Consider the following 3882-nt stretch of genomic DNA (forward strand, 5'->3'; position numbering starts at 1 on the left):
TTCGCCAGCTTCTCTACCAGCGATTTTAACACATACTCTACCTACTTCGATTGATGCCATTTATATCACCTTTAATGTTTGAATAATGATTTCTGATACATTTTCAGGATTGAAAGTATCAGTATTTATAATTAAATCATAGATATCCATATTAGAAATGTCTATATTATGGATTTCTAGGTATCTTAAGGCTTCACTTTTTTCACGAATAATTATTTCGTTTTTAGCTACATCCACAGTTTTATCTTCTCTTTCAGCTATTCGTTTAGATCGAACATCAAATGGAGTTACTAACCAAAGTCTTAAATCAGCATTATCAACAAAGAATGCTGATAACCTGCCCTCAATTATTAAGTTATCTGCTTCCTTAGCTTTTTGAGCTTGCCTTCTATCAATTTCTTTATCAATATCATCATTACCTTCGGCAAATTCACTAAATTCAAGAACACTCATACCTCTTTCTGCAGCCATTTCTCTGAAAACAAAACCTGCAGAGATATAAGGAATATTCAACTTCTCTGAAAGTAATTCAGCAGTAGTTGTTGTTCCGGTTCCAGCTAACCCACCGATAGTAATTATCATTATTTTCTAGCCTCGTTTTTGAAATGTTTACGAGCACAGCTTGAACATAAGTACCCACCGAAAGGACGGTTAGGTCTTTTAGCTGTTTTGGATAATTTTCCAATTTCATATGGACGTCCACGTGGAACTCCATGTAACACTTTACCACATTCAGCACAAACATGCTTAGATGGTTTTTTCTTTTTGTATCTTAAAACATTTTCTCCACCAGGAGTGTTTTTTTGAACTCTTTTATATGATCTTGATCTAAACCTATTTGCAGGCATTTAATCACCTATAAATTTTAATTAAATAAATATTTGATAATTGTGTAATAGCGCATTCTTAAAATAGAATGCTATAATATATCTTTCTTATCATTAATAAATGTATAGTTTAATGGCTAATTTAGAACCCTTGTTTAAATCCTAAGAATTTTCTTAATATCTGACTCATACCGAAAGTACAAATCATATACCATAATAACCAACCGATACCGTATGGAATAGTAGCTTTACCACCATAGATAACACTACCGATAGCATGCCACAATGGAGTTAAAGTAACCCAATAGACAGTAGTTGGCAATATTACAACCAAATTATGAATTGCAGAAGATCTCATCCAGAAGAATATTAAAATAATCGGGACAAAAGTTACAATCATTGGTTTGAACTGATTGGACATCATTGCAGTTTGGTCTCCCATCATTTCGCCCTGTTTAGCTTGGAGTTCTGCAATCTTTTTGCCGTCCCCTTTCTTTTGAGCTTCTCTGAGTTCATTTTGGAAAGCTTTCATTTTAGCTTGCTGTTCATTTAATTCATCTTGATCAACTAAATATTTATTTGCAATAGTAGTAATCAATGATACTATAAATGCAATTATTAAAACTGTTAAAGCCGGATTTGCTGGATTTGGATCCATAGATAAAATTGGATCAAAAACAACATTCAATGCTTGAAAAATTGGGTCTGTGAAAGCCATTTTAAACAACCTCTATAAATTTAATACATCTACTAATTTAGCAACTGAAGAATCTAAATGATTATCAGGATTACGTAAGATTTTAACAGTAGCTCCTGTTAATGTAGCATACGCCATAGAAGTAGCTCTGTTCATTTCTTGATGTAATTGAATCTCTTTTGCTTTTTGAGTATCTCTGACACGAGTATCATCATTTAATCTTCTGAAAATGATTTCGTCCGGATCTGCTTCAATTAAGATAAATTGATCAGGTTTTAATTCTTCTAAAACCCAAATTGGAAGTCCTGGTAAGAAACCAGATGGAGTATTGATGGTACAGTGAGTATCTACAATAACATTATCTTTTTCGGATCTTTCTTTAATTTCTTTAGCTGCTTTAGCTTGAATTTCCTTTTGAATTTCTGCGGATAATTTTCTTAAAGCATCCCTATCTTGAACAATGTTTTCTTTGATAGCAATTTCAGTCATTATGTCACCGTAGTTTAAGTGAACATAATCTACTTTATCTAAAGCTTTACCAAGTAAAGTTGAACTTCCAGAACCTGGAATCCCTGTTAATACTACTAATTTCATTTTAAACCCTCACCTTTTTTAAAAGATAAAGCTTAGGAGAATTAATTATCTCCTAAGAATTTTCTAAGAAGTGGATTTGAGGACATAAGTTGTTCCTCTGCCATTTCTTCATAAAGTTTATGAACAATACCTACAGTAAGCAATACACCAGTACCTCCACCTAAAGCACCGGTTAAGTCTGCAAGGAAAGCAATAAGACCTACATATATACCACTTATAATGGTAAGTGCAGGAATATATTTTTTCAAAATTTTAAATAATTGACGTTTACTACTTCTGAAACCAGGTATCTGAATACCAGAATTATAAAGTTGTTCTGAAATCTTTTTAGCATTCAAACCACTGATTTCAACCCAAAGATATGAGAACAGCATACAACAGAGGATGAAAAATACTGCATATACTAACACATGAAGTGGTTCAGTAATAAACATTTCCAATTTAGGTGTTGATAATAACCATGCAATACCATCCACAGGTTTACCTTTATCGATGTGACCTAAAATAGGTACACCAATTTTTTGGAAAATATTTGCAAATAAAGTTACGTTTACAAGCAATGCACTAGTCAAAATAACTGGCATGTTACTGGAGTAAACAAATTTTAATGGATATTTACCAACAGATCCCCTAATTCTACCGTGACCTCTTACACTACCGTGAGAAATCGGAATTTCAACTCTCATTGATTCACCATAAAGAACAACTAAAAATACAATAATAGTTGCAATCAATGGTATTAAGACAGAGAAGTCATATACACCAGTTGTAGCTAATTGAATAAATTTAGGAATAATTCCTGCAAATAAACCGTCAGTACCTGAGAGAATACTGAATGTTCCTACAACAATAGCTTGACATACACCTGCTGCAATGAACAAACCAATTCCACTACCGAATCCCCATTTAGAAACAACTTCATCAAGATAAATAATAATTAATGCACCAATAACAAGTTGCAAAATTAATAATCCAGTGTAAGAACCATCAATTGGTATTACATTTCCAGTCAATACTAAAACAGAAGCTTCGAATATTGTGAATACAATTGATAATACTTTTTGAGTAGCCTGAAAATGAGACTTATCTTTATGAGAAGATAAATCTAAATCCAAAAGATTAGAACCTACTAATAACTGCAATACAATGGATGCAGTTACAATAGGACCAATCCCTAAAGTGAGAATTGAACCAAAACTACCTGCCATTACTGCTCTTAACTGAGCGAACTGATCTATAGATGCGGCAGATACCCCGTATAATGGAATTTGAGTTAAAAAGAAATATAATACTAAAACGATAGCGGTCCATTTGAGTTTTTCATTAAACTCTTCCCTATGAACTGGAGATTTTACCTCAGGAATGAATTTAAATATTGGCTCTAATACTTCTAGCGCGGACATTTTCTTCCTCAATAATAATTGAAGAAAGCTATAATTCTATAGCTTCCCCTCCTAATTCTTCAATCTTTTCAATTGCACCAGCGGAAAATTGATATGCTGAAATTTTGAAAGCTTTAGTAATATTACCTTTAGCTAAAACTTTGTCGTAACCTAATTCAGTCACATCAATAACAATAGCATCGCCTTCTTTGGATGCTTTGCCGCTTGCAATTAAATTATCTGCTTGTTCTTCTAAGTAACTTAAATTAACAGAATTTACTTTTTTAATCATTTTTTGAGGTCTTTTGAAACCATGTTTACCGAAGTGGTTAGGATCGTGGATTACAGTCCAGGTCCAGTGTTGTTTACCCATACCTGCTTT

General features: G+C 32.8%; 6 protein-coding genes. All 6 read right to left on the reverse strand.

What is annotated here, in order from left to right; translation table 11 throughout:
* Positions 1–60: 60 nt before the first annotated feature.
* A complete protein-coding gene (cmk, locus tag QZN33_RS11515; protein WP_296792770.1) occupies positions 61–582 on the reverse strand; it encodes a (d)CMP kinase in 522 nt (173 codons plus the stop codon).
* A complete protein-coding gene (locus tag QZN33_RS11520) occupies positions 582–848 on the reverse strand; it encodes a 50S ribosomal protein L34e (RefSeq protein WP_296792773.1) in 267 nt (88 codons plus the stop codon). The genes cmk and QZN33_RS11520 overlap by 1 nt, the downstream gene beginning before the upstream one ends.
* 121 nt (positions 849–969) lie before the next feature.
* On the reverse strand, positions 970–1545 hold the full coding sequence (locus QZN33_RS11525; RefSeq protein ID WP_296792776.1) for a DUF106 domain-containing protein: 576 nt from the start codon (positions 1543–1545) through the stop codon (positions 970–972).
* A 12-nt stretch (positions 1546–1557) separates the two neighbouring features.
* A complete protein-coding gene (locus tag QZN33_RS11530) occupies positions 1558–2118 on the reverse strand; it encodes an adenylate kinase (RefSeq protein WP_296792779.1) in 561 nt (186 codons plus the stop codon).
* A gap of 41 nt (positions 2119–2159) precedes the next feature.
* Positions 2160–3521: a preprotein translocase subunit SecY gene (gene secY / locus QZN33_RS11535; RefSeq protein WP_296792785.1), complete on the reverse strand. Its 1362-nt coding sequence runs from the start codon at positions 3519–3521 to the stop codon at positions 2160–2162.
* Between the two features lie 28 nt (positions 3522–3549).
* Positions 3550–3882: uL15m family ribosomal protein (locus tag QZN33_RS11540; RefSeq protein WP_296792787.1), on the reverse strand; the 333-nt coding region annotated here is incomplete at its 5' end.

The sequence above is a fragment of the uncultured Methanobrevibacter sp. genome (assembly GCF_900314615.1).
In the GTDB taxonomy this organism is placed as follows: domain Archaea; phylum Methanobacteriota; class Methanobacteria; order Methanobacteriales; family Methanobacteriaceae; genus Methanocatella.

What these genes read in the sequence shown, in the direction of transcription:
- cmk (WP_296792770.1), bottom strand. Translation starts at nt 582, where the DNA reads ATGATAATTACTATCGGTGGGTTAGCTGGAACCGGAACAACAACTACT.
- QZN33_RS11525 (WP_296792776.1), bottom strand. Translation starts at nt 1,545, where the DNA reads ATGGCTTTCACAGACCCAATTTTTCAAGCATTGAATGTTGTTTTTGAT.
- QZN33_RS11520 (WP_296792773.1), bottom strand. Translation starts at nt 848, where the DNA reads ATGCCTGCAAATAGGTTTAGATCAAGATCATATAAAAGAGTTCAAAAA.
- secY (WP_296792785.1), bottom strand. Translation starts at nt 3,521, where the DNA reads ATGTCCGCGCTAGAAGTATTAGAGCCAATATTTAAATTCATTCCTGAG.
- QZN33_RS11530 (WP_296792779.1), bottom strand. Translation starts at nt 2,118, where the DNA reads ATGAAATTAGTAGTATTAACAGGGATTCCAGGTTCTGGAAGTTCAACT.